Raw genomic sequence first — 23161 nt, 5'->3', positions numbered from 1 at the left:
TCGGGGACTCCCACGTTCATCGGCCCTTCTTCAGGGCCCGCCCCTTTCGGGGCGCGGTTCGGCTCAGCCCAGGCGCTCGACGAGCGCGTGGTACTGGTCCCACAGCTCCTTGGGAGTGTGGTCGCCGTAGGTGTTGAGGTGCTCGGGGACCAGGGCGGCCTCCTCGCGCCAGACCTTCTTGTCGACGGTGAGGAGGAAGTCGAGGTCCGAGTCGGCGATCTCGAGGCCGTCGAGGTCGAGGGAGTCCCGGGTCGGCAGGATGCCGATGGGGGTCTCGACGCCCTCGGCGGTGCCGTTGAGGCGGCCGACGATCCACTTCAGGACGCGGCTGTTCTCGCCGAAGCCGGGCCAGACGAACTTGCCCTCGTCGTTCTTGCGGAACCAGTTCACGTAGTAGATCTTCGGCAGCTTGGCCTGGTCCGCGGAGGCGCCGACCTTGATCCAGTGGGCCATGTAGTCGCCCATGTTGTAGCCGCAGAACGGCAGCATGGCGAACGGGTCGCGGCGCAGCTCGCCGACCTTGCCCTCGGCGGCGGCGGTCTTCTCGGAGGCGATGTTCGAGCCGATGAAGACGCCGTGGTTCCAGTCGAAGGACTCGGTCACCAGCGGGACGGCGGAGGCGCGGCGGCCGCCGAAGAGGATCGCGGAGATCGGGACGCCCTTGGGGTCCTCCCACTCGGGGGCGATCGTCGGGCACTGGGCGGCCGGGACGGCGAAGCGGGCGTTGGGGTGGGCGGCCGGGGTCCCGGACTCCGGGGTCCAGTCGTTGCCCTTCCAGTCGATGAGGTGGGCGGGGGCCTCCTCGGTCATGCCCTCCCACCACACGTCGCCGCCGTCGGGGGTGAGCGCGACGTTGGTGAAGACGGTGTTGGCGTACATCGTCTTCATGGCGTTGGCGTTGGTGTGCTCGCCGGTGCCGGGGGCGACGCCGAAGAAGCCGGCCTCCGGGTTGATCGCGTACAGGCGGCCGTCCTCGCCGAAGCGCATCCAGGCGATGTCGTCGCCGATGGTCTCGACCGTCCAGCCGGGGATCGTGGGCTCCAGCATGGCGAGGTTGGTCTTGCCACAGGCGGACGGGAAGGCGGCGGCGATGTACGTCGGACCAGCGGCCTCACCCTGCGGCGGGGTGAGCTTGAGGATCAGCATGTGCTCGGCGAGCCAGCCCTCGTCGCGGGCCATGACGGAGGCGATGCGCAGGGCGTAGCACTTCTTGCCGAGCAGGGCGTTGCCGCCGTAGCCCGAGCCGTAGGACCAGATCTCGCGGGTCTCGGGGAAGTGCGAGATGTACTTGGTGGTGTTGCAGGGCCACGGCACGTCGGCCTGGCCCTCGGCGAGCGGAGCGCCGAGGGTGTGGACGGCCTTGACGAAGAAGCCGTCGGTGCCGAGCTCGTCGAGGACGGCCTTGCCCATGCGGGTCATGGTGCGCATGGCGACCGCGACGTAGGCGGAGTCGGTGATCTCGACGCCGATCGCGGAGAGCTCGGAGCCGAGGGGGCCCATGCAGAACGGGACGACGTACATCGTCCGGCCCTTCATGGAGCCGCGGAAGATGCCCTTCTCTCCCGCGAAGATCTCCTTCATCTCCGCCGGGGCCTTCCAGTGGTTGGTCGGGCCCGCGTCCTCTTCCTTCTCGGAGCAGATGAAGGTGCGGTCCTCGACGCGCGCGACGTCGGAGGGGTCGGAGGCGGCGTAGTAGGAGTTCGGGCGCTTGGTCTCGTCGAGCTTCTTGAACGTTCCCTTGGCGACGAGCTCCTCGCACAGGCGCTCGTACTCGGCTTCGGAACCGTCGCACCACACGATGCTGTCGGGCTGGGTGATCGCTGCGATCTCGTCAACCCAGGCGATCAGCGCCTGGTGGTTCGTCGGGACGGTGGTGGGAGCCGCGTTGTCGCGCGCCACGATTGCTCCTTGTTGAGGGGTTTGTTTGGTGTATGCCCCGTGGGGGCTGCGACCCGGACGCTTCGCGCTCCGCTCATCCGGTGCCGACCGCACTCATCTGATCATCCGGTGCATGTGCGCATATGTCCAGGGGGCTTCTCACGTGAGCATCGCCACTCCCGTCAATCTTCCGTAAAGCGCACTAACGGAAACCTACGGACCCGTAGGTAGCATGGCGGCCATGACTTCTGACGCCGCAGCCGTGTCGGCCACCGCCGCCGCGCCGGAGGCCAAGCCGCTCATGCGCGGCTGGCTGCACACCGGGATGTTCCCCGCCGTGATCGTCGCGGGCCTGGCGCTGATGGCCTTCACCGGCTCCACCAAGGCGCGGGTGGCCTGCGGGGTGTACATCCTCACCGCCTGCCTGCTCTTCGGTGTCAGCGCGGTGTACCACCGCGGCACCTGGGGCCCCCGGGGCGAGGCCGTCCTGCGCCGGCTCGACCACGCCAACATCTTCCTCATCATCGCGGGGACCTATACCCCGCTGACGGTGCTCCTGCTCCCGCCCTCCACCGGACGGACGCTGCTGTGGGCGGTGTGGCTCGCGGCCGCGGGCGGGATCGCCTTCCGCGTCTTCTGGGTCGGCGCCCCGCGCTGGCTCTATACCCCCTGCTACATAGCGATGGGCTGGGCGGCGGTCTTCTTCCTGCCCGACTTCCTGCGCACCGGCGGCATCGCGGTGCTCGTCCTGGTGATCGTCGGCGGCCTGCTGTACAGCGCGGGCGGGGTCATCTACGGGATCAAGCGGCCGAACCCCTCGCCCCGCTTCTTCGGCTTCCACGAGGTCTTCCACTCCCTGACCCTCGCGGCGTTCGTCGCCCACTACGTCGGCATCTTCCTGGTCGCCCGCCGGCACTGACGGGCGAGACGGCCCCACCCCCGGCATCCCGGCTGCCGACCGGCCGGGATGCCGGGACGGGACGGCGGGCGGACAATCGAAGACGGGCCTGCGGGGACACGAGTTCAGCGGCGACCGGAACGTTCCTGCCAAGTGAACCGATCGACCTCCGGATGAGGTGACCCATGTCCCGTCATCGCCCACGCCCCACGCGGTGGCTGGCTGCGGCAGCAGTCGCCCCGCTCACCGCCCTCCTCGGATTCGCCGCGGCCCCCGAGGCCTCCGCAGCGGGCAGGGCCGCGGCCCCGGCCCTGCCCACGATCTGCCACAAGCTGTCCACCAAGACGGACCAGTACACCCTGGGCTGCCGCGAGGGCGTGCGGCAGGGGCGTGCGGCCGGCCGGGCGGACGGCAGCCCGCCCTTCTGCGCGCGGCGCCTCCCGCCGCTGGCCCCGGTCAAACCCACGGTGTTCGAGCAGGGAAAGATCGCGGGCTGGAAGTTCGGCTACGACGAGGCCTTCCCGCCGGCGTTCAAGCAGAACTGCGCCGGCAAGCAGACCGAGCCGAAGCCGCCGCCCCCGCCCCCGCCGAACTCGCAGCAGACGCCGGAGAGCATGTTCGCGCTGGGCAAGCAGTCCGGCGAGAACTGGGGCAAAGAGGACGCCAAGTCCTGCACCAGGACCCACGCCGAGCTGACCGCGGGCACGGACGCGCTGGTCATCGCCTTCCAGAACGGCTACCGCGTCGGCTACGACACCGCCTACGACGAGGCGTACCGGCAGAACTGCCTGAAGAAGACCACCCCGTGACGCGGTGACGGGCCTGTCGCCCGTCGGGATCAGGGGCGGACCGCCCCCAGCTGCCCGGCGAGCTCCACCGGATCCGTCGTGGGCCGCGCGCAGACGAAATGCCGGCACACGTACGCCGTGGGGAGGCCGCGCACGAGCGTGCGCTCGGCCAGCAGGGGGAACTCGCCCCCGCTGCCGTCGGCCGCCTGCGGCGGTCCGACCGCCACCACCGCCCCGGGAGCCGTCCCCAGCAACGCCGCCCGGTGCAGCTGCGCCCGCGCCGGATCGTCCGGGTGGCCCACCACGGCCACCTCCCGCGGCCCGTCCAGCAGCGCCTCGGCGACCGCGAGCCCGTGCCCGATGAAGCGGGGCGCGCGCGGCCCGAGCGCGTGGACCACGCCGAGCGCCCGCTCGGCCGCCGTGCGGTGGGCCTCGGAACCGGTGTGCGCCGCGTACGACAGCAGCGCCCCGGCAGCGGCCGTCCAGCCGGAGGGGGTCGCGGTGTCGGTGGGGTCCTGGGGGCGGCGGATGAGCTGCTCGGCGTCGTGCGCGGTGTCGTAGAGGGAGCCGTCCTCGGCGGTGAACCGGTCCAGGACGAGGTCGACGAGGAAGCCGGCGAACTCCAGCCACACGCCCTCGCCGGTCACCGCCGCCAGCGCGAGGAAGCCCTCGGCGACGTCGCCGTAGTCCTCCAGCACCCCGGCGTTCGCGCCGGCCCGGCCGTCCTTGCTGGTCCGGGCCAGCCGCGGGGCCCGGCCCGCCTCGGCGTCGAAGTGGACGCGTACCAGCAGGTCGGCGGCCTCGGTGGCCCGCTCGACCAGGTCGGGCCGGTCGAAAAAGGCCCCGCACTCGGCGAGCGCGGCGATCGCCAGGCCGTTCCAGGCGGCGACGACCTTGTCGTCGCGGCCGGGCGCGGGCCGCGCGGCGCGCGCGTCCAGCAGCCGCCGCCGGATTCCCGCGATCCGCTCGGCGTCCACGACCGGCCCGTCCTGGGGCAGCTGGAGCACGGAGCGGCCGTGTTCGAAGGTGCCCTCCTCGGTGACCTCGAAGTACGCGGCCGCCAGCGCCCCGTCGGCCTCCCCGAGCACCTCGGCCAGCTGGGCGGGGGTCCAGGCGTAGTACGCGCCCTCCGCCGGCTTGCCGGTCTGCGGGTCCTCGCTGTCGGCGTCGAGGGCGGAGGCGAAGCCGCCCTCGGCGGTGCGCAGGTCGCGCACCATGAAGTCGGCGGTCTCCAGCGCGACGCGCCGCGCCAGGTCCGAGCCGGTGGCCCGCCACAGGTGCGCGTAGACCCGGCACAGCAGCGCGTTGTCGTACAGCATCTTCTCGAAGTGCGGGACGACCCACTCGCGGTCCACGGAGTAGCGGGCGAAGCCGCCGCCGAGCTGGTCGTAGATCCCGCCGCGGGCCATCGCCTCGCAGGTGTCGGCGGCCATCTGCAGGGCGCCCTCGGACCCGGTGCGGGCGTGGTGGCGCAGCAGGAACTCCAGCACCATCGACGGCGGGAACTTCGGCGCCCCGCCGAACCCGCCGCGCGCGGCGTCGTACTCCCGGGTCAGCCCGAGCAGCGCCTGCGCCAGCTCCTCCGGGCCCGGGGTGCCGGCCCGCCCGTAGTCCAGCTGCCGCCCGGCCAGGTCCCGTGCGATCCGCTGCGCGACGTCGGCGACCTCCTCGCGGCGGCCCGCCCAGGCGTTCTGCACGCCTTCCAGCACCTGCAGGAAGGACGGCATCCCGTGGCGGGGCTCCGGCGGGAAGTAGGTGCCGAAGTAGAAGGGCTCGGCGTCCGGGGTCAGGAACACGGTCATCGGCCAGCCGCCCTGCCCGGTGGCGGCCTGGACGGCCTCCATGTAGACGGCGTCGACGTCGGGCCGCTCCTCGCGGTCCACCTTGATGTTCACGAAGTGCTCGTTCATGTACGCGGCGGCCGCCTCGTCCTCGAAGGACTCGTGCGCCATGACGTGGCACCAGTGGCAGCTGCTGTAGCCGACGCTGAGCAGCACCGGCACCCCGCGCTCGCGGGCCTCGGCGAACGCCTGCGGCGACCAGGGCCACCAGTCGACGGGGTTGTCGGCGTGCTGGAGGAGATAGGGCGAGGTCTCGTTCGCGAGGCGGTTCGGCATGGGGCCATCCTCGCTCAGACGGGGCGGGGAAGGGGTTCAGGCACGGGTGCACATGTGGATCGAGATGGTCCCGCGCAGGTCGAGGTGGTGGATGCGCAGCTGGTCCTTGCCGTTGTAGGCGACGTCCAGATGGCCGAAGACGTCCTGGGCGCCCATCGGGAACCACGGCAGCAGCCGCGCGGTCGGGCCGTCGACGCTGTCGGGGACCTTCTCGGCGAAGGAGGTGGAGACGTCGGGGTCGGTGAGGTGCGCGGGGCCGGTGAGGACCTGGAGGTCCAGGCGGCCGCGGTGCAGGGACCAGCGGCCGCTCCAGATACCGTTGACGCCGGTCCAGACGATGGTCCAGGTGCCGTCCGGGTTGACGGCGGCCCGGCCGGTGTCCTTGCGGCCGGCGCCGTTGTCGCCGCCGGGGAGCGTGGAGCTGATGGTCCAGGCGCCCGTGACGAATGCGGCGAAGGCGCGGCCGACGACGCCGGAGGCGGGGGACGCGGAGGCGGAGGGCCCGGAGGCGGAGGGCGGTGTCTGGCCCGCAGTCGCGGAGGCGGTCGCGGCCTGCGTCGGGCCGGCGGGGCGGTCCTTGCCCGTGCAGGCGGACACGAGCGCCGCGCCGGCCCCGAGGGCGAGGTAGCGCAAGGCGGTGCGGCGGCCGACCATCCGGGCCGCCGCGCGTATCTCTCGTACCGTCACCAGGTCCCCCGGAGCACTCATAGTTGATCTTGAGAGCCGGAGTCTACGGGAGCCCGGCGCCGCAGCACCGGTCCCAGGAGGCGGCCCCACTCCTCCTGCACGGCGGGCCAGGCCGGGGCGCAGCCCTGCGTACGGGCGGCCAGGTCGCGATGGCGTCCCGGGGCCGCGCCGTACAGCAGGCACAGGTGCGCGGCCGCCCGCTCGGCGGGTGGCGCGTGCTCGTCGCGGCCGCGGTCGCCGGGCCCCTCGGCGGCGGCCGTGAGCCCGTACGCCTCAGCGGCGGCGCGCAGCCTGCGCTCGCCCTCCGGGCCCTCGCGCAGCAGCATGAACGCCGCGAACCGGTCGGCGGCGTCCTCCTCGGCGCGGTCGTCGCCGACGGGCAGGCCGAGGACGTCGACGAGGGCGTGGCCGGCCTCGTGGTAGAGGGTTTCGGCGGCCACCGCGGCGACCTCGTCGTCGGCGGGTGTGCGGCCGGAGGAGGCGAACAGCTCCCGGTCCTCGGCGAGGTCGTCGTAGCAGAGCTCGATGCGGCGGGTGGAGGGGTCGTACCCGGAGCCCTCGCCGGCGCAGGAGCGGACGACGACGGTGATTCGGTGCCGGAGGTCGAGGTGGCCGTTCAGGGCGGCGGTGACCGCCTCGGGCAGGCGGCGGTCCTGCAGGAGGCGGGCCTCCGCGGCGTCGGCCGGGCCCTGCGGTCCGGTGCGGCGGACGGCGAAGCCGCGGGCCGAGGGGGGCGGGGGCGGCTCGGCGCAGGCGGCGGCCAGGGCGGCAGCCGCCGTCGAGAGGACGACCGTGCGCAGAAGGAGAGTTCGCCGCTGTCGGCTCATCGCGCCAGGCTGGCCGGGCCGGAACGCACATATATGCACGCGGACCCCCGAAGATGGCCCAACTCCCTCTGATCTAGCTCAAGTTCCCTCGCGCTCGCGCACGTCCCGCCTCACACTTGGGGCACGTTGCCGGAGCTCTCTTGAGGGGGATGCCGATGCGGGACAGCCATCGCGGTGAGGCCGAGCGACTGCTGGAGCGGGCCGTGGACGAGGAGGCCCGGCGGGCTGCCGGGACGGGTGTGCCCCTCGACCGGGCGGCGCTGCTGGCACGCGGTCTGCAGGCGCTGGACGCGCTGGCCGCGAGCGCTGCCGAGGAGTACGAGGCGTACGTACGGGCCCTGGACGAGGCCGGCGCCGGCGACGAGTCCCTCGGCGAGGCCTTCCGGCGGCAGAACACCTCGACGGCGCTGCTGGTGACCGCGGTCGCGGCGGCCGCGGCGGTCGGCGCCGACCTGTCGCTCGGCGTCGCCGCGGGCACGGCCCTGACCGCGGGAGCCGTCACCGGCATCGCCGGGGCCGCGGCCGCCGTCGCCAAGGTGACCGCCCTGCACCTGCCCGCCGCGAACCGCCGGGCCGGCGAGCGCGGACGCCCCGGCGGGCCGGAGCAGCTGCGGCTGCAGTGGCTGACGGCGCTGGAGGTGCGCGGGATACGGCCGTTCCTGGAACAGCAGCGGGCGGTGGCCGCGGCGGCCCGGCTGCCGCGCCAGCCGGGCCGGCCCCCGGGCGGCGGGCCGGTGCTGCGCAGCGGCAACCGCAGCGCCGAGGCCCGGCGGCGCAGCGTGCTGGAGCAGTCCTTCGCGCACCTGCCGCAGCCGGCCGCCCCCTTCACCGGCCGGCGGGCGGAGCTGACCCGGATCGCGCAGTGGGTGCAGGCCGGCCGGGCCAGCACGGAGACCCGGCCCGTGGTCGTGGTGCTGCACGGAGAGCCCGGGGTCGGCCGCACGGCCCTGGCGCTGCGGGCGGCGGACGCGCTGAAGGACCAGTTCCGCGGCGCGTGCGTGGTGGACCTGCGCGGCGGCGCCCTCAGCGGAGAGGCGCCGCTGCCGACCCGGGAGGCGCTGCTGCACCTGCTGAACCGGCTCGGCGCCCCCCGCGAGCAGCTGCTGTTCCGCGACGGGGCGTCGGCGGAGCAGCAGGTACGGCGGCTGGGCGAGCTGTACCACCAGCACCTGCAAGGGCTGCCGGTGACGGTGGTGCTGGACGACGCGGCGGACGCGGAGCAGATCCGCATGCTGGTGCCGGAGCGTTCGGAGAGCCTGGTGCTGGTGACGGCCCGGGAGCCGCTGGAGCTGCCGGGGGTGCCGGCCTGGGTCCACCAGCTGCCGGTGGAGCCGCTGGCGGACCCCGAGGCGGCGGAGCTGATCCGCGCGGCGGCGGCCGACGCCGACGACGCCGCGCTGCGGGAGCTCCTGCCCCTGGCCGGCGGCCTCCCCCTGGCGCTGCGGGCCCTGGCCCCGCTGGCCGGGGCCGCGGGGGCCGGGACGGCGGCGGCCGGGACCGCCGCGTCGGGTGCCGCGGCCGGCGGCGGGGCCGGTGCCGCGGCCGGCGGCGGGGTGCTCGAGCGGGTGCTCGGGGCCGCCCATGCGGGGCTGCCCGAGGAGCGGCGCCGGTTGCTGCGGCGGCTCACGCTGGCCGGGCGGGCCTCGCTCGGCCCGTCGGCGGCGGCCGCCCTGATCGACGCGGACCGGGTGGAGGCCGGGCGGCTGCTGCACGAGCTGGCCGCTGCAGGCCTGCTGGACCCCGTACGCGGGGAGCGGTTCCGCATGCACGACGCGGTGCGCTCGTACGCGGCGGCGCGGCTCGCCGCGGACGAGGACCGGGCCGAGGCCTCGGCGGCGCACGGCCGCCTGATCCGCAACTACGCCCAGCTCGCGGACTCGGTGATCCGCATGGTCGACGGCCAGTTGTCCACCCGGGCGAACCACTTCGGCGGCCACGGCTTCGCCTCCCTCGACGCGGCGCTGCGCTGGCTGGACGAGGAGTCCAGCGTCATCACCGCGGCCCTGCGGCACGCGCAGGACGACGACGTCGACCAGCAGGCGGTGCTCGACCTGCTGGGCGCGCTGTGCGACTTCTGCCTGCTGCGCGGGGACCTGTACCGGCTCGGCGAGATCAACGAGCTCACCCAGGCCGTCGAGGCCGCCCGCGCCGGGCAGGGCCGGCCCGGCCAGGGCCGCCTGGTGCGGTCGGTGCAGTGGCGCACCGGCATCGCGGCCCGCCAGCTCGGCGAGCTGGACAAGGCCCGCACCACGCTGGCCTCGGTGGTCGACCAGTACCGCGAGGCACAGCAGGACGCGGGCGCCGGCATGGCGCTGATCTCCCTCGGCATCACCCTGCACCACCAGGGCCAGCTGCCGGAGGCGGCGGCCCGGATCCGGGAGGCGCTGGCCCTGCAGGAGCCGGACAAACTGGCGGGCGACCGGGCGTGGGGGCTGCACGCCCTGGCGGCGGTCGAGCGCGACCGGGCGCACCTGGCGGAGGCGGTGCAGCTGCTGGAGCAGTCGCTGGAGCTGCACCGGGAGAACGAGAGCGTGCACGGCGAGGCCTGGGCGCACTTCCAGCTGGGCCAGGTGTACCTGCGGCTCGGCGAGGTGCCGCGGGCGGAGGCGGAGCTGCGGCTTGCCCTCGACCTGTACGGGCGCACCCGCGACGACCGCGGCCAAGCCTGGGCCCTCACCCAGCTGGGCCGGGCCCGGGTCGTGGCCGGCGACCCGGGGCCGGCGCTGGAGCGGCTGCGGGAGGCGCTGGCCCGGCACCGGGAGGCGGAGGACGCCCGCGGCGAGGCGTGGACCCTGTACTACCTCGGCCAGGCGCTGGAGGAGGCGGGCGAGCGGGATCCGGCGGTACGGGAGCTGGAGCGGGCCCGGACGATGTTCTCGCGGATGCGGGACGTGTACGGGCTGGCGTACGCCCGGCACCACTCGGGCCGGGTGACCCGCGACCAGCGGGCCGCCCAGACGGGGAACCTGAAGAACTCCGGCTTCGCGCGGCAGCTGCTCGTCGATGCCCGGGCCGACTTCCGGCGGATCGGGCTGGCCCACGGGGAGGCCTGGACCTGCCTGGAGCTGGCGGTGGTGGACGCGGGCAACGACCGGGCGTCGCAGGCGCTCGGGCTGTGCGAGGAGGCGGCCCGGCTGTTCATCTCGTACGGCGACCGGCGCGGCGAGGACTGGGCCCGCTTCCTGCGGTGCACGCTGCTGCCGTACGCGGTGCCGGGGGGTGGCGGCGGGGAGGAGGCCCGGGCCGAGCTGGCGCGCCTGGCCGGCGCGCCGCACCCGCTGCGGGACGCCCGCCTGGAGGACGGCCTCGACGCCTACGCGGTGGTCCTGGCCCGGGGCGTCGATCCCGCCGAGGGCTGGCAGGCCTGGCGCCTGGGCCTGACCCCGACCCTCGGGTCCCGCGAAATCATGGGCGTCCCCATGCCGCCCCACCACTGACGCGCCCCGCCCGACCACCCCGGCCCCCGCTCCCGACCAGCCACCGCCGCGGGCCACTGACGGCTGGCCACTGGCGGCTGGCGGCTGGCCGCTGGCCGCTGCGCGGAGCCGTTCCCCACCCCGCCCCTTCCCGAAACCGTGGCCTGCGGCCCCGGACCCCGCTCGCCTCAATCGCCGGCGGGGCTGGGATGGTCCCGGCGGGGCTGGGATGGTCCCCGGCGGCCCTGGGATGGCTCGGGGGCGGCGGGGCTCGGATGGCCCCGGCGGGGGCTGAAAGACCCGCAGGAGCTCGGGTGGCCCGGCGGCGCTGGCCACTGCGGGGCTGGGCTGGCCCGGCAGCGCTGGGATCCCCGGCGGAACCGAAAGACCCGGGCGCTCCGCGCCCGGTGCGCTCAAACGCCGCGCGGGCTGGACGGTGCCGCCCCACGGGCTGGACGGTGCCGCCCCACGGGCTGGACGGTGCCACCGCGCGGGATGGATGGTGCCGCCGCACGGGCTGGACGGTGCCGCCCGGGCTGGACGGTGCCGCCCCACGGGCTGGACGGTGCCACCGCGCGGGCTGGACGGTGCCGCCCGGGCTGGACGGTGCCACCGCGCGGGATGGATGGTGCCGCTGCGCGGGCTGGACGGTGCCGCCCTCCGGGCTGCTGGTTGGTGCCGCCCCACGGGCCGCTGGATGTGCCGCACCACGGGGTGGATGGGGCCGCTGCGCGGCAATTCCGGCCCCGCCCGGCGGACAATCCAGCCCCGCCGGCGTTTGAGGCGCTGGGGGTACCCCCAGCGGTAGCTGGGGAAGGGTCCGGGGGCGGAGCCCCCGATCTTTGAGCCGCGCCGGCGACTGAGGCGTTTCGGGAAGGGGCGGGGTGGGGGAAGGCCCCGCGCAGCGGCGGCCCTGCCCGGACCCCGGGCCGGGGCATAACGAGCCCGGCGGCTCCGCGGGCCAAGGCCCGGCCGGGCCCGGGCCGAGCCGGGGCGCCCGAGCCAAGCCGGGGCCAGGGCCAGGCCGGGCCCGGGCCGGGAGGCCGGGCCAGGCCAAGGCAGGGCCGGGAAGCAGGGCCGGGCCAAGCCAGGGCCGGGACGCAGGGCCGGACCAGGCCGGGCCGGGGTATGCCGGGGGGCCGCCCGGCGGGGGCCGGTCGGCGGGTCGGGGCCGGGGACGCTCCGGTCAGGCCCTGGTGGCCGGGTCCGCCGCGGGGGCCGGCTCCGGGGCCTCCTCGAAGTCGACCCGGCCCATGTGCCGGCTCATCGACTTCATCAGGCCCCACACCCCAAGGGCGAGGGCCGCGAACACGATGAACCCCAGCAGTCCGGGCGTCACCTTGTTCTTGTCGAAGGTGTCACCCGCCAACGGCAGGAACTGGACCAGTGCTGCATGAGTAGCGCTCATGGCTACGCATTCTCCCGGATGCCCGCAAAGAGGTCGGACTCGGGGAGGGAGGTGTCGACGAGCGACTTGGCGAGCTCGTACTCCTCCGTCGGCCAGACCTCCTTCTGGATCTCCATCGGAACGCGGAACCAGCCCCCGTCCGGGTCGATCTGCGTACGGTGCGCGATCAGCGCCTTGTCCCGGATCTCGAAGAAGTCGGCGCACGGGACGTGCGTGGTCAGGGTCCGCTCGGTGCGCTCGAACTCCTTCCACCGCTCCAGCCACTCCCCGTAGGGGGACTCCATGCCGCGCGAGAGCAGCGCCTCGTGCAGGGCGAGGGTGCGCGGCTTGTTGAAGCCCTGGTTGTAGTAGAGCTTCTGCGGCTGGTACGCCGGGCCGAACTCGGCCTCCGGGTACTTCTCGGTGTCGGCCGCACCGTCGAAGGCCACCATCGTGATCTTGTGGGTCATGATGTGGTCGGGGTGCGGGTACCCGCCGTTCTCGTCGTACGTGGTGATGACCTGCGGCCGGAAGGCGCGGATCTTCTTCACCAGGCGGCCGGCCGCCTCGTCGACGTCCTCCAGCGCGAAGCAGCCCTCCGGCAGCGGGGGCAGCGGGTCGCCCTCGGGCAGGCCGGAGTCGACGTAGCCGAGCCACTCCTGCTCGATGCCGAGGATCTGGCGCGCCTCGTCCATCTCCTTGGCGCGGACCTCGTGGATGTTCTCCTCGATGTACTTGTCACCCTGGAGCTTGGGGTTGAGGATCGAGCCCCGCTCGCCGCCGGTGCAGGTCACCACCAGGACGGGCACCCCCTCGGACACGTACTTGGCCATGGTGGCCGCGCCCTTGCTCGACTCGTCGTCGGGGTGGGCGTGGACGGCCATCAGTCGAAGCTGCTCGGTCAAGACAGGATCCTCTTTGATATGCCACACGAGTAGGCGGACGGGCTTCTATATTGACTCCTCCCCCCAACAACCGACGACGAGGGGGGATTCCTGGCTCACGCTGCCACACGGCCCTACGGGCTGCCTGGTCTTCCGCGATCATCACCCACCGGGTGGAGACCAGCCCGGACGAGCATCAGGCGTGCGCAGTCCTCGTCCCTCGGCGGGACGGCTCGGGTGTGCCCCGGCTCTCCGGCTTCGGTCCATGGCGCCATGACCCCAAAATGGGCCGAACGCCGCCTCGGCCTGTGGAGAGCCCACCGGCCCACCGGAACGGGTGACCGAGGGTGGCCGGGGCGGTCCGATTGCCGGCCGGCCCGGGGGCCATGGCATGCTCCAGTGAGCAGGCGACCGGATCGGGGACGACGACCCCGGCCCTCCCGGAAGGAACGATCATGAGCACGGTGCGCGAGGGACTGCCCGAGGGCCGGTACGGCCGGTCGGCGGACGCGCGCGCGGACCGCAGGCTGAAGATCGTCGGCTCGGTGCTCGGCGTCGGCCTGCTGGCCGTGGTCGGCTGGATCGGCTGGGACTACGTCGCAGGCCAGAGCGTCAGCGCCGAGGTGATCAAGTTCCAGGTGGTCTCGGACGCCGAGGTGAAGGTGCACCTGGAGGTCCGCAAGGAGGCCGGGGTGACCGGGGTCTGCACCCTGATCTCCCAGGACCGCGACCACGCCGAGGTGGGCCGGGCCGACTTCACCTTCGCGCAGCGCAGCTCGCGCGTGGATGAGATGGTGTCGTTGAAGACGACCGGACGCGCGACGATGATCGAGCTGGTCGGCTGCCAGCCCGCCGGCTCGGCGGGCTGAGCCGGGGCCGACACCCCGGCCGACAATCTGGTCCCTTTCCTGCTCACGGGCCCGATGACACACTTCATACACATGGTGTCCTCCCCCTTTTCTTCCCGAATTGTTAGGCTCGTGGTTTCGCCCGCCACCGGCGGCCAAGTAGTCCCCTGTACCGACGAGGAGCACCCGTGACCCAGACGAGCGAGAGCGTCACCTGGCTGACCCAGGCGGCGTACGACCAGCTGAAGGCCGAGCTGGACTACCTCTCTGGTCCCGCACGCACGGAGATCGCCACGAAGATCGCAGCCGCCCGCGAGGAGGGCGACCTGCGCGAGAACGGCGGTTACCACGCGGCCAAGGAGGAGCAGGGCAAGCAGGAGCTGCGCGTCCGCCAGCTGACGCAGCTGCTGGAGAACGCCAAGGTCGGCACCGCCCCCGCGGCCGACGGCGAGGTCGCGCCGGGCACGGTCGTCACGATCGCCTTCGACGGCGACGAGGACGACACGATGTCCTTCCTGCTCGCCTCCCGCGAGTACGCCTCGGCGGACTTCGAGACCTACTCCCCGCAGTCCCCGCTGGGCTCGGGCGTGATGGGCAAGAAGATCGGCGAGGACGCCGAGTACGAGCTGCCGAACGGCAAGAAGGCCTCGGTCCGGATCCTCGACGTCAAGCCCTTCACCGGCTGATCACCCCCGCCGGCCACCCCTGAACACGGGCCCCAGCCCCCTCCGGAGCGATCCGGAGGGGGCTTCCGCCGTTACTGCCACGGCCCTCCCCTACTGCCGCGGTCCGTCCCGCCCGTCCTGGCCGCCCATGACCGTGTAGCCGGCGGCGTGCAGGGCGCGGGCGACCTCCGTGCAGTGCTCGCGGCCCTTGGTCTCCAGGTGCAGTTCCACCTCGACCTCGGTCAGGCCGAGGCGCGGGTCGGTCCGTACGTGGCTCACGTCCAGCACGTTCGCGTCGACCACCGACAGCACGCCCAGCAGCCCCGCCAGCGCCCCCGGCCGGTCCGCCACGCGCAGCCGCAGCGACAGGTAGCGGCCGGCCGCGGCCATGCCGTGGCGCAGGATCCGCTGGAGCAGCAGCGGGTCGACGTTCCCGCCGGACAGGACGGCGACGACCGGGCCGCCGCCGTAGCGGCCGGGCTCGCTCAGCAGGGCGGCCACGGTGCTGGCGCCGGCCGGCTCCACGACCAGCTTGGCGCGCTCCAGGCACAGCAGCAGGGCGCTGGAGAGCGCGTCCTCGGAGACGGTGCGGACGTCGTCGACGAGCTCGCCGATGATCTGGAAGGGGACGTCGCCGGGGCGGCCGACGCGGATGCCGTCCGCCATGGTGGCGGGGGCGTCGATCGAGACCGGGTGGCCGGCCTTGAGGGAGGGCGGGTACGCGGCCGCGCCCGCCGCCTGCACGCCGACCACCTGCACGTCGGGGCGCAGCGCCTTCACGGCGGTGGCGATGCCCGCGGCGAGGCCGCCGCCGCCGATCCCGACGAGGATGGTGCGCACCTCCGGGCACTGCTCCAGGATCTCCAGGCCCACCGTGCCCTGGCCGGCGATGATGTCGCGGTGGTCGAAGGGGTGGATGAACACCGCGCCGGTGCGGTCCGCGTACTCCTGGGCCGCGGCGAGGGTCTCGTCGACGACCTGGCCGTGCAGCCGTACGTCGGCCCCGTACTCCTGGGTGGCCGCGACCTTCGGCAGCGGTGCTCCGACCGGCATGAACACGGTGGAGTGCACGCCGAGCAGGGAGGAGGCCAGGGCCACGCCCTGCGCGTGGTTGCCGGCGCTGGCGGCGACGACGCCGGCGGCCCGCTGCTCGGGGCGCAGGCCGGCGATGCGCACGTAGGCGCCGCGCAGCTTGAAGGAGCCGGTGCGCTGGAGGTTCTCGCACTTGAGGTGGACCGGGGATCCGACCAGGGCGGAGAGGTGCCTGCTGCCTTCCATCGGGGTCACCCGGGAGACGCCCGACAGCATCTTCTGGGCTCCCCGGACGTCGTCGAGGATGACCTGCGGAACGGGCTGCGGCACGCGGTAGTTCATGCCGCCAGTCTCGCAGGCCGCACGCGGCGCGGGGCACGCCGCGCGACCCGCCGGCCCCGCCCGCATGACGGCTCCGCGAGCCTGCGGTCGGTCCGGGAGGGGTCCGGGAGAGGGTCCGCGGGGTCCGGGAGGAAGTCAGGGAACGTCAGGGGGAACAAGGCCGGGCGGAGGTTCGGGAAGAGGTTCGGGAGGGGCGAAATCCCGCCATCCGGGACGGTCCCGGGAGCTTGGTACGGACCGGGTCCGCGGCAGATCCGTACCGGTTGTATCAGTTCTCCTACGCGGCGTACGAGCCGGGTCGGGGCCGCGTACTCTGTCCCCCAATCCCTGTCGGCCCCACGCGAAGAGAGCTCACGGCCATGCCTTCCAACCCGGCCAATTCCGACCTGCCCACGGCGGCCGAGGCGCCTGCCGAAGCCGGTCTCCTGGACGCGCTCCAGCACCAGGTGGCCGTTTTCGCGCGCCGCGCCGAGCAGACCCGCCTGGGCGGGGTCGGCCAGGCCCGCAACTCGATGGACCGCGCCGCGTACCTGCTGCTGAACCGGCTCGACCTGGAAGGCCCGATGGGCGTCAAGGCCCTCGCCTGCGGCATGGGCATCGACTCCTCCACCGTGACCCGGCAGGTCGCGCCGCTCGTCGACACCGGCCTGGTCAAGCGGACCTCGCACCCGGAGGACGGGCGGGCCGTGGTGCTGGCGCTGTCCCCGCGGGGGCTGGCCCGGCTGGAGGAGGTCCGGCTCTCGCGGCGCGAGCTGATGGCCCGGGTCACCGAGGGCTGGAGCGAGGGGGAGCGCGAGTCGTTCACCGGGCTGCTGACCCGGTTCAACAGCTCCCTGTCGGAGCTGATGGGCACCGTCGCCGAGGCGGGTCCCGCCTCCTGAGCGGACCGGGGGACGGCGGGCGGGCCCGGTGCCGTCCGACCCCTTGACCGGGGCGGTCCCCCTGGCCGCACTATGTGGCCTGTGGACCACCGAGCGGGGCCCTACGCCGAGTTCGAGGCCTTCGTCGCGGGCGCGGCGGGGCGGCTCCTGCACGTCGCGGTCCTGCTGACGGCCGAGGACGGGCCGGGTGCGGGTACGGGTACGGGTACCGGCACGGGTGCGCGTGCGGATGCGGGTGCGGGTGCGGGGGCCGATCCGGACGGGGGCGCCGAAGCCGACTGCCCGGCCGCCCGTCGGCTGCTGGCCGGCGCGCTGGCCCGTACGTACGCGAACTGGCACAGGCTGCGCGGCGACGACCCCTACGACCACACCCGCCAGGAACTGTGCGCCGCCTTCGCCCGCACGGCCCGGCGCCACCACGGCGGGCGCGGGGTCCTCGCCCGGCTCGGCCCGCCGGAGCGGCTGGTGCTGGTGCTGTGCGTGTACGAGGGCGTCGCCGAGGAAGTCGCGGCCGCACAGCTGGGGCTGCCGGTCGAGCGGGTGCGGCAGCTGTGCGCCCGGGCGGTGGACGCGATGCGCACCCGGGACGCCGCATGAGCGTCCCCGACCGCAAGGAGGACCGGGTCCGGCGGCTGATGGAGGGCCCGCACCCGGTGGTCCCGGCCGGGCTGGCGGCGGCCGCCGCGGCCCGCGGGGCGCGGCTGCTGCGCCGCCGGCGGGCGCTGCGCCGGGCCGGGTGGGCGCTGCTGTGGGCGGCCGCGGTGGCCTTCGCGGTGTGGGCCTCGCTGACCCGCCCGTGGGAGGTGCCGCCGAGCGAGGTCTCCCCGCCCCTGGAGGGCTGGTAGGTCCCCGCCCGGCGGCCGGTCCCGCAAGCGGGCTCGCGTCCGCGGGCTTCCGTCGCCGAGGGGCTGCGGCTAGCCGAGGGCCTGGGTGAGGTCGGCCAGCAGGTCGTCGGCGTTCTCGATGCCGACGGAGAGACGGACCAGGTCCGCGGGGACCTCCAGGGCCGAGCCGGCCACCGAGGCGTGCGTCATGCGGCCCGGGTGCTCGATCAGCGACTCCACGCCGCCCAGGGACTCGCCCAGGGTGAACAGCCTGGCGCGGTTGCAGACCTCGACCGCCGCCTGCTCGCCGCCGGTGACCTGGAAGGAGATCATGCCGCCGAAGTTGCGCATCTGCTTGGCGGCGATCTCGTGGCCCGGGTGCTCGGCCAGGCCCGGGTAGAGGACCTTGTGCACCTTGGGGTGGCGGGTCAGCATCTCGGCGACCTTCGCGGCGTTCTCCGCGTGCCGGTCCATGCGGACGGCCAGGGTCTTGATGCCGCGCAGCACGATCCAGGAGTCGAACGGGCCGGCCACCGCGCCCATCGCGTTCTGGTGGTAGGCCAGCTCCTCGCCCAGCGCGGCGTCGGCCGTGACCAGGGCGCCGCCGACGACGTCGGAGTGGCCGCCCATGTACTTGGTCAGGGAGTGCACGACGACGTCCGCGCCCAGGGCCAGCGGCTGCTGGAGGTAGGGCGAGGCGAAGGTGTTGTCCACGACCAGCTTGGCGCCGGCGGTGCGCGCGATGTCGGCGACGACGGCGATGTCGGTGATGCCGAGCAGCGGGTTGGAGGGGGTCTCGACCCAGATGGCCTTCGTCTTCGGGGTCAGCGCGGCGCGCACCGACTCCGGGTCGGAGGTGTCGGCCACCGACCACTCCACGCCCCAGCGGGAGACGACCTTCGCGAAGAGGCGGAAGGTGCCGCCGTAGGCGTCGTTCGGGATGACCACGTGGTCGCCCGGGGCGAGCAGCGTGCGCAGCAGGCAGTCCTCGGCCGCGAGCCCCGACGCGAAGGCCAGGCCCCGGCGGCCGCCCTCCAGCGCCGCGAGGTTCTCCTCCAGGGCGGTGCGGGTCGGATTGGCGCTGCGGCTGTACTCGTAGCCGCCGCGCAGTCCGCCGACCCCGTCCTGCTTGTACGTGGACACCTGGTAGATCGGGGGCACGACCGCGCCGGTCAGCGGGTCCGCGGTGTTGCCCGCGTGGATCGCGCGGGTCTCGAAGCTCTGGTGCTCGTGGCTGTCGTCGCTCATGGGCAGAGCCTATGCCCACCGGGCCCGAACGCCACCGCGTCCCTGCTCCGTACCCTCAGGTCGCCCGTGCCGGCGCCCTGCGGGCGCCCGGCGGACGGCCATTGGCCTTTGCGCGGGTGCGTCTGGTTCGCTTGTGGACATGGAGATTCTCTGGTTCCTGATCGCGATGGGCCTGCTCGTGGCCGCCCTCGGCCCGCTGATACGGCGCCGGCGCGGCAGCGGCATCCGCCTCGTCGCCCCCGGCAGCCCCGACGCCGCCGACCCGGCGGCGTACGGATTCGCCCTGCAGGAGGAGCTCGACATCCGGGTTCCCGGCCCCGACCAGGACCTGATGGACGCCCTCACCGCCGTGCAGGGCAGCGGGCGGTGGCAGGCCGCCTCGCAGCTGCTGGCCGGCACCTCCAAGGAGGGCGAGCTGCGCTGGCAGCGGGTCCAGGCCTTCGGCGGGGCCGCGGCGCTGGAGCTGGTGCAGCGGCCCGGGGTGGGCGCGCCGTGGCTGAAGGCCTGGCGGCTGGAGGCCGGCAAGGACGCGGGCGGGGCGCAGGTGCACGCGGAGCTGCTCGTGCAGCAGGCGTGGCGGCAGTCGGGCGGCGTGGGCTCCGAGGACCACCGGATCATCCTGGAGGAGGCCCGCGAGGCCTGCCGCAGGGCGGCGCTGCTGGCGCCGGGCGACCCGGTCCCGTACATCACGGAGCTGGCCGTGGCGCGGGGTCTGGCCTACCCGGAGGCCGAGTTCGACGAGCTGTGGGCCAAGGTCATCGACGTCGCCCCGAACCACATGGGCGCGCACCTGGCGGCGCTGCACTACTGGTGCGAGTCCTGGCACGGCTCGCGGGAGAAGGCCGACGCGTTCGCGCACGCGGCGGCGGCCCGGGCCCCGCAGGGCTCGCTGCTGGCGGCGCTGCCGCTGTTCGCGGTGTACGCGCACATCCCGGAGGTGGTCCTGACCAACTTCTGGGAGAGCGCGGTGGTGACGCGGGCGGTGCAGGGCGCCATGTACGCCGTGCGCACGGCCCGGCACGACGACCCGATGCTGGCCCACGTGCGGCACCTGCTGCTGTGGTTCCTGGTGGGGATGCAGCGGTGGGCCGAGGCGATGGAGCAGGTCCGGCACGTGGACGGCTGTGTCGGGGCCCTGCCGTGGTCCACCGCCGAGGATCCGGCGGCCGAGTACGCGGTCTACCGCGCGCTCGCGGTGGCCGGCTACGAAGCGAACGGCGGCTCCCCGGCCACCCTCCCGAACTGACCCCCGCCGCGCCGGGCCGCCGCCCGCTGCGCGGAGCGATTTCCCCACCCCGCCCCTTCCCGAAACCGGCTCCGCCCCGGACCTGGTTCGCCTCAAACGCCGGCGGGGCTGAAATCAGCCCCGCCGGCGTTTGAGGCGCTGGGGGGACCCCAGCGGGGGCGGATCGCGCCAGGTCCACCGCATGTGGTTGCCGTACGTGAGCATGACAGCGCATGATCCCCCGGTGGCCGTTCGGCCGGCCGGTATGCCGGCCCGGCCGGGGCCGCCGCCGGCCCGGTCGGCACACCGGCCGCCCGCGCCCCGATCTCTGCACCCGCACCACCGTCATCCCCGGGGGGATCTGTCCTACATGGGCGCTTCACTGCGCGCGCTGCGCGCCCTCGTCCTGCTCGCAGGCTTCTACCTGCTCGGCGTCGTCCTGCTCGCCCTCCTGGCGGCCGCCGACATCGGCATCATCGCCGCCGGCGCCCACGGCTTCGCCGCCGCCAAGCTCATCGCCGTCACCGTCGTGCTCGCCGTCCCGATCGTCCGCGGCATGTTCATGCTGCGCACCCCCAAGGGCGAGCCGGTCCCCGGCGTGCCGGTCACCGAGGCGCAGGAGCCCGCCCTGTGGCAGGCCGTCCGCGAGGTCGCCGCCCAGGTCGGAACCCGCGTCCCCGACGAGATCGTCCTGATCGCCGACGTGAACGCGGCCGTCAGCGAGGACGCCCGGCTGCTCGGCCTGCTCCCCGGCACCCGCCGCCTCTACATCGGCCTGCCCTTGATGACCGGCTTCGACGAGATGCAGCTGCGCGCCGTGCTCGCCCACGAGATGGGCCACTACGCCAACCTCGACACCCGCCTCACCCCGCTGATCGCCCGAGGCCGCGCCCAGCTCATCCGCACCATCCGCCACTTCCACGACCGCGCCGACGCCAAGGTGGCCAAGGAGCGCGCCCGGCAGGAGAAGAAGGCCGCCCAGCGCCTCGCCAAGGGCAAGACCGCCCAGAAGGTCGACACCGCCGGCCAGGGCGCCATGTACCGGGCGATGGCGAAGATCTACGTGGCGTACGGCAACTTCTACCAGCGCGCCACCCTCTCCTCCGCCCGCCGCCAGGAGCTCGCCGCCGACCTGGCCTCCGTGCGCGTCGCCGGCCGGGACTCCGCCGCCTCCGCACTGCGCGAGCTGAACGCGCTCGGCCCGGCCCACGAGTTCTACATGGACGCCTACGCCACCCTCGGCGTCGGCGCCGAGCTGCTGCCCCCGCCCGGCGAGGTCTTCGGCGGGCTGCGCCGCCTCCTGGAGGCCCGCCGCGCCGAGCTGGACGAGCTGCGCCGCGACCTGCCGACCGAGCCCACCGAGCCGTACGACTCCCATCCCGCGCTGGCCGAGCGCGTCGCCCGCATCGAGGCCCTGCCCGACGACGGCCGCGGCGCGCAGGCCGCCCGCCCGGCGCTGGCGCTGCTGTCGGCGCCCGAGGCCGCGCAGGCCGCGCTGGAGCAGGCGGTGCTCACCCCGCAGGCGCTCGCCCTGACACGGGTGGACTGGCCCGAGCTCGTCCACCTGAGCATGACCCGGTACGTCTCCCAGGGCTCCGAGGAGATCCGCGCTGCCTTCACCGCCGAGGGCGCCGACCCCGCCCGCGGCCTGGGAGCCGTCCTGGACGCCATCGACGCCGACCCGGCGCTGCGCTGGCGCCTCGCCGACCGCTTCCCGAAGTCCGAGGAGGCGGCCGCGGCCACCGGCCGCACCGCCCGGGAGTTCGCCCGGCCCGTGGTCCGGCGGGCCCTGAACCAGCTGGTCACCGTCGAGCTCACGGCCCGCGACAGCGCCCGCTGGGAGCTGTCCTGGTCGGACTCCGCGGCCCTGCGCTACCCCTGCGACGACTTCGAGGAGCAGCTGCGGTCCGCGCTGGAGGCGGCCACCGCCGACCAGTGCGACACCGAGCCGCTGCGGAAGCTGGTGCTCGCCTCGTGATCGGTCTCCTCGTCTTCGGCGTCCTGCTGCTCGCGGGCGCCTGGAAGCTGCTGCGCGGCCTGTACTTCGTCCGCAAGGCGCGCAGGCTGAACGCCGCCTCGGACGCCCTGGAGGCCGAGACGGCGGCCACCAAGGCGCGCACGGCCGCCCTGGAGGAGCAGACCAGGGCCGAGAAGGCCGCCGCGGTCGTCGCGCTCGGCTTCGTCGCGGAGGCCGACCTCGACACCGAGCACGACCAGCCCGTACGGCCGGAGCAGCAGGCCGCGCTCGCGGCCGTCCGGGCCGGCGACTGGGAGGCGGGCGCCGACTGGATCGCCGGCGCCGGCCGGGACTGGGAGGAGCGCTGGTCGCGGGTCCGCGACCTCGCCGAGGCGGCGGCCGAGGACGACGCGTGGCTGCTGGCCTGGAAGGCGGCCCGGCCGGGCGATCCGACCGCGGCGCTCGTCGACGCCGACACCGCGGTCCTGGTGGCGTGGAACGTGCGCGGCAGCCAGTCCGGGGCCCGCACCACGCAGGAGCAGTTCCGGCTCTTCCACGACCTGCTGCTCACCGCGCGCCGCACCGCGCAGCGCGCCCAGGAGCTCGCCGACCCGGCGGACCCGGTGCCGTACATGGTCGAGCAGCCCATCGCCATGGGGCTGGGCTACCCGCACGAGCAGTACGGGCAGCTGTGGGCGCAGATCACCGGGCGCGCCCCGAAGCTGCTGTGCGCGCACACCGGCGCGATGCAGTACTGGGCCGCGAAGTGGCGCGGCTCGCACGAGCTGGCCCTGGGCTTCGCCCGCGCGGCGGCCGACGGTGCGGAGCCGGGCGAGCTGCTGTCCGTCCTGCCGCTGATCGCGTACTTCGAGAACGAGGCGTGGGTGGAGGAGCTGCGGGCGGAGGAGTACTACAAGGAGCCGGAGGTCGTCGCGGCCGTGGACGCGGCCCTCGCCGACCTGGCCGCGGCCGCGCCGGACGACCGGCGGGCGGTCCGGCTGCGGCACATGCTGGCGTGGATGCTGTTCTGGCAGGACCGGGACGCGGAGGCGGTCGAGCAGTTCCGCCACATCGACGGGTACATCGGCGCGATGCCGTGGTCGTACGCGGGGCGGCCGCAGCAGCGGTACCTCTACGCGCGCGACTGGGCGGTCCGCGTGACGGTGCAGGCCCGGTAGCGGCGCTCCGGCGGGCGGGGCGGGGGGCGCGGGCGGGAATCCGCGCCCGCCCCGATCCGTTATCCCTCCTACCCAAGGA

The 23161-nt window shown here is 74.5% G+C and carries 19 protein-coding genes; 11 read left to right on the top strand and 8 right to left on the bottom strand.

Annotation, left to right across the window (positions count from 1 at the left end):
- Nucleotides 1-63 precede the first annotated feature (63 nt).
- Nucleotides 64-1899: a phosphoenolpyruvate carboxykinase (GTP) gene (locus AB0953_RS08345; protein WP_366858584.1), complete on the bottom strand. Its 1836-nt coding sequence runs from the start codon at nucleotides 1897-1899 to the stop codon at nucleotides 64-66.
- 211 nt (nucleotides 1900-2110) lie between these two features.
- Here AB0953_RS08345 and AB0953_RS08340 point away from each other — a divergent pair, with 211 nt between their 5' ends.
- Both AB0953_RS08340 and AB0953_RS08335 read left to right on the top strand, forming a co-directional pair.
- Nucleotides 2111-2797 (top strand): hemolysin III family protein, encoded by a 687-nt coding sequence (locus AB0953_RS08340; protein ID WP_366858583.1) that lies wholly within the window; start codon nucleotides 2111-2113, stop codon nucleotides 2795-2797.
- A 164-nt stretch (nucleotides 2798-2961) separates the two neighbouring features.
- The gene (locus AB0953_RS08335; RefSeq protein ID WP_366858582.1) at nucleotides 2962-3585 is read left to right on the top strand and encodes a hypothetical protein; all 624 of its coding nucleotides are present in this window, start codon (nucleotides 2962-2964) and stop codon (nucleotides 3583-3585) included.
- 29 nt (nucleotides 3586-3614) lie between these two features.
- On the opposite strand, the gene AB0953_RS08330 is transcribed toward AB0953_RS08335, so the two are convergent.
- Genes AB0953_RS08330 through AB0953_RS08320 form a run of 3 tightly spaced genes read right to left on the bottom strand, consistent with a single transcriptional unit; the run spans nucleotide 3615 to nucleotide 7195 of the window.
- Nucleotides 3615-5681 carry a thioredoxin domain-containing protein gene (locus AB0953_RS08330; RefSeq protein WP_366858581.1) on the bottom strand — a complete coding sequence of 689 codons (2067 nt, stop codon included), beginning with the start codon at nucleotides 5679-5681 and terminating at the stop codon, nucleotides 3615-3617.
- Between the two features lie 36 nt (nucleotides 5682-5717).
- On the bottom strand, nucleotides 5718-6389 hold the full coding sequence (locus tag AB0953_RS08325; protein WP_366858580.1) for a hypothetical protein: 672 nt from the start codon (nucleotides 6387-6389) through the stop codon (nucleotides 5718-5720).
- Nucleotides 6386-7195, bottom strand: a complete 810-nt coding sequence (locus AB0953_RS08320) for a DUF4344 domain-containing metallopeptidase (RefSeq protein WP_366858579.1) — start codon at nucleotides 7193-7195, stop codon at nucleotides 6386-6388. The genes AB0953_RS08325 and AB0953_RS08320 overlap by 4 nt, the downstream gene beginning before the upstream one ends.
- 155 nt (nucleotides 7196-7350) lie before the next feature.
- Here AB0953_RS08320 and AB0953_RS08315 point away from each other — a divergent pair, with 155 nt between their 5' ends.
- Nucleotides 7351-10632 carry a tetratricopeptide repeat protein gene (locus AB0953_RS08315; RefSeq protein ID WP_366858578.1) on the top strand — a complete coding sequence of 1094 codons (3282 nt, stop codon included), beginning with the start codon at nucleotides 7351-7353 and terminating at the stop codon, nucleotides 10630-10632.
- A gap of 1165 nt (nucleotides 10633-11797) precedes the next feature.
- Here the strand turns inward: AB0953_RS08315 and AB0953_RS08310 are convergent.
- The gene (locus tag AB0953_RS08310; protein WP_366858577.1) at nucleotides 11798-12019 is read right to left on the bottom strand and encodes a hypothetical protein; all 222 of its coding nucleotides are present in this window, start codon (nucleotides 12017-12019) and stop codon (nucleotides 11798-11800) included.
- 2 nt (nucleotides 12020-12021) lie between these two features.
- On the bottom strand, nucleotides 12022-12903 hold the full coding sequence (gene mca / locus AB0953_RS08305; RefSeq protein ID WP_366858576.1) for a mycothiol conjugate amidase Mca: 882 nt from the start codon (nucleotides 12901-12903) through the stop codon (nucleotides 12022-12024).
- Nucleotides 12904-13337: 434 nt separating this feature from the next.
- Here mca and AB0953_RS08300 point away from each other — a divergent pair, with 434 nt between their 5' ends.
- The gene (locus tag AB0953_RS08300) at nucleotides 13338-13751 is read left to right on the top strand and encodes a DUF4307 domain-containing protein (RefSeq protein ID WP_366858575.1); all 414 of its coding nucleotides are present in this window, start codon (nucleotides 13338-13340) and stop codon (nucleotides 13749-13751) included.
- Nucleotides 13752-13918: 167 nt separating this feature from the next.
- Nucleotides 13919-14416 carry a transcription elongation factor GreA gene (gene greA / locus AB0953_RS08295; RefSeq protein WP_361901718.1) on the top strand — a complete coding sequence of 166 codons (498 nt, stop codon included), beginning with the start codon at nucleotides 13919-13921 and terminating at the stop codon, nucleotides 14414-14416.
- Nucleotides 14417-14506: 90 nt separating this feature from the next.
- Here greA and ilvA read toward each other — a convergent pair whose 3' ends face one another.
- Nucleotides 14507-15769, bottom strand: coding sequence for a threonine ammonia-lyase (gene ilvA, locus AB0953_RS08290; protein WP_366858574.1), 1263 nt, complete (start codon nucleotides 15767-15769; stop codon nucleotides 14507-14509).
- A gap of 359 nt (nucleotides 15770-16128) precedes the next feature.
- Here ilvA and AB0953_RS08285 point away from each other — a divergent pair, with 359 nt between their 5' ends.
- The 3 genes from AB0953_RS08285 (at nucleotide 16129) to AB0953_RS08275 (ending at nucleotide 17495) form a co-directional block, all read left to right on the top strand.
- Complete coding sequence (locus AB0953_RS08285) at nucleotides 16129-16650, top strand: MarR family transcriptional regulator (protein WP_366858573.1); 522 nt, start codon at nucleotides 16129-16131, stop codon at nucleotides 16648-16650.
- 81 nt (nucleotides 16651-16731) lie between these two features.
- Entirely contained in the window at nucleotides 16732-17247 is a 516-nt protein-coding gene (locus AB0953_RS08280; protein ID WP_366858572.1) for a sigma factor-like helix-turn-helix DNA-binding protein, read from the top strand.
- A complete protein-coding gene (locus AB0953_RS08275) occupies nucleotides 17244-17495 on the top strand; it encodes a hypothetical protein (protein WP_366858571.1) in 252 nt (83 codons plus the stop codon). The genes AB0953_RS08280 and AB0953_RS08275 overlap by 4 nt, the downstream gene beginning before the upstream one ends.
- Nucleotides 17496-17564: 69 nt before the next feature.
- Here AB0953_RS08275 and AB0953_RS08270 read toward each other — a convergent pair whose 3' ends face one another.
- A complete protein-coding gene (locus AB0953_RS08270; protein WP_366858570.1) occupies nucleotides 17565-18722 on the bottom strand; it encodes a cystathionine gamma-synthase in 1158 nt (385 codons plus the stop codon).
- 139 nt (nucleotides 18723-18861) lie between these two features.
- Here AB0953_RS08270 and AB0953_RS08265 point away from each other — a divergent pair, with 139 nt between their 5' ends.
- The 3 genes from AB0953_RS08265 to AB0953_RS08255 all read left to right on the top strand — a co-directional run bounded on the left by AB0953_RS08265 (nucleotide 18862) and on the right by AB0953_RS08255 (nucleotide 23082).
- On the top strand, nucleotides 18862-19968 hold the full coding sequence (locus AB0953_RS08265; protein WP_366858569.1) for a hypothetical protein: 1107 nt from the start codon (nucleotides 18862-18864) through the stop codon (nucleotides 19966-19968).
- A gap of 349 nt (nucleotides 19969-20317) precedes the next feature.
- A complete protein-coding gene (locus tag AB0953_RS08260) occupies nucleotides 20318-21925 on the top strand; it encodes a M48 family metallopeptidase (protein WP_366858568.1) in 1608 nt (535 codons plus the stop codon).
- A complete protein-coding gene (locus AB0953_RS08255) occupies nucleotides 21922-23082 on the top strand; it encodes a hypothetical protein (protein ID WP_366858567.1) in 1161 nt (386 codons plus the stop codon). Before AB0953_RS08260 ends, AB0953_RS08255 begins: the two co-directional genes overlap by 4 nt.
- Nucleotides 23083-23161: the final 79 nt, after the last annotated feature.

The sequence above is a fragment of the Streptomyces sp. NPDC046866 genome (assembly GCF_040704625.1).
In the GTDB taxonomy this organism is placed as follows: domain Bacteria; phylum Actinomycetota; class Actinomycetes; order Streptomycetales; family Streptomycetaceae; genus Streptomyces.
Note: the sequence above shows the minus strand (reverse complement) of the source record. Positions and strands in the feature narration are given on the sequence as shown.